Annotated in this window: 2 protein-coding genes; both read right to left on the bottom strand. The window is 72.7% G+C overall.

The features are described 5' to 3' along the window. Positions 1-125 precede the first annotated feature (125 nt). Complete coding sequence (locus AC13HU_RS37085) at positions 126-446, bottom strand: hypothetical protein (RefSeq protein ID WP_483046400.1); 321 nt, start codon at positions 444-446, stop codon at positions 126-128. A gap of 231 nt (positions 447-677) precedes the next feature. Continuing rightward, positions 678-1,397: a histidine phosphatase family protein gene (locus AC13HU_RS37080; protein WP_483046399.1), complete on the bottom strand. Its 720-nt coding sequence runs from the start codon at positions 1,395-1,397 to the stop codon at positions 678-680. Positions 1,398-1,461: the final 64 nt, after the last annotated feature.

The raw sequence follows: 1,461 nt of genomic DNA, 5'->3' as shown, positions 1-1,461 counted from the left end.
CCCTCTCTTCCGTCCTCCCCGAGGGTCCGGAGCGCACGGCAGCAGCGCTCTCGCGCCGCCGCGCGTCCCGTGTGACCAGGCCCCTCCTCAGCGGACCGGTGCGGCTCGCGCGCCCGGTCCGCGGCTCACCACAGCCGCGAGAAGTGGATGCCCACCGTGTTCTGGTCGATGGACGTGAAGGCGGAACCGGCCACGCTGGCCGAGTTGTTCTGGTTCGAGGCGCCGGCGCCGGTGGCGGCCTGCTGAGTCGTCGTCACGTTCCCGAAGTTGCCGCCGCCCACGTTGCCGCCGCCCACAGTGCCACCGGAGTTGCTCACCACCGACGCGTTCGAGTGGCCACCCGCAATAGAACCGTCGTCGGCCGCGGCGGTGCCGGCGAACAGCACTCCCGCAAGGGGCAGTGCCGCGACGGCGGCGAGGACACGGACGGTACGGATGCTTGCCATGGTGTTCCCTCCCAGGGGACAGACTCTCTGAGGTTCGGGGAGTGGCCGGCCGACCGCTCCGCCGGCTTGTTCGGCGTCGCCATCAGCAGATTTGCCCACCCGATCGCCCGTAATGCCCCACCATGATCCGTTTCCCTCGCACGCGTGACGATCTGTCGATAAACCCGTCTTCCGCCCTTTTCTGAAGCACTCGACGCACTCGGTACGGCCGCTCACCACCCCGCGCCGGGATCAGCCGCCGAGATGCAGCGTCCCGCCGATCACCACCGGCCGCATCCCCACCCCGTCGCGCACCCACCAGCTCAGCGAGGCGTTCGGCACCTGCGCCGGCGTCGTCGCGGTCCGCGCCCCGCCGATCCCCGCAAGCACCCGCCCGACCGCGGGCACCACCGCGTCGTGCGCCACGAGCAGCACCCGCCGCCCGGCCGCCGCAGGACCCAGCTCCGTCAGGAAGTCCCTGACCCGCAACGTCACATCCGCCAACGACTCGCCGCCCGGCGGCCGGTAGAACCACTCGCCCACCCGCTCGCGCCGGTCCGCCTCCGCGGGGGCGTACGCGCGTACGGCCGGCGGCGTCATCAGTTCCAGCACGCCCATCTCCCGGTCCCGCAGCCGTTCGTCCACCAGCGCGGTCCCGTACGACGTCCCCGCCGCACCCGCGACCGACGCCATCACCTCCCACGTCCGCACCGCCCGTACATACGGTGAGCAGATCACCAACTGCGGCCGCTCCCGCGCCCCCAGCCCGGCCAGCCACTGCCCCAACGCCTCCGCCTGGCGTACCCCGGTCGCCGACAGCGGCACCTGCGCGTCGGTCGCCTCCTCCACCCCCAGGTCCGCGTCAGCGGTCTCCACGGCGCGCGCGAACACCTCGTTCGCCGTGCTCTCCCCGTGCCGCACCACCGTCAGCCGCGCCAACTCACAGCCGTACGGCACCGATCCGTCCACCACCGGGGCTCCTCCTCCACCGCGGCACCGCGCGTGACCGCGTACGCCCCAACCTATGGCGCCACCC

The sequence above is a fragment of the Streptomyces sp. NH27 genome (assembly GCF_056859195.1).
Note: the sequence above shows the minus strand (reverse complement) of the source record. Positions and strands in the feature narration are given on the sequence as shown.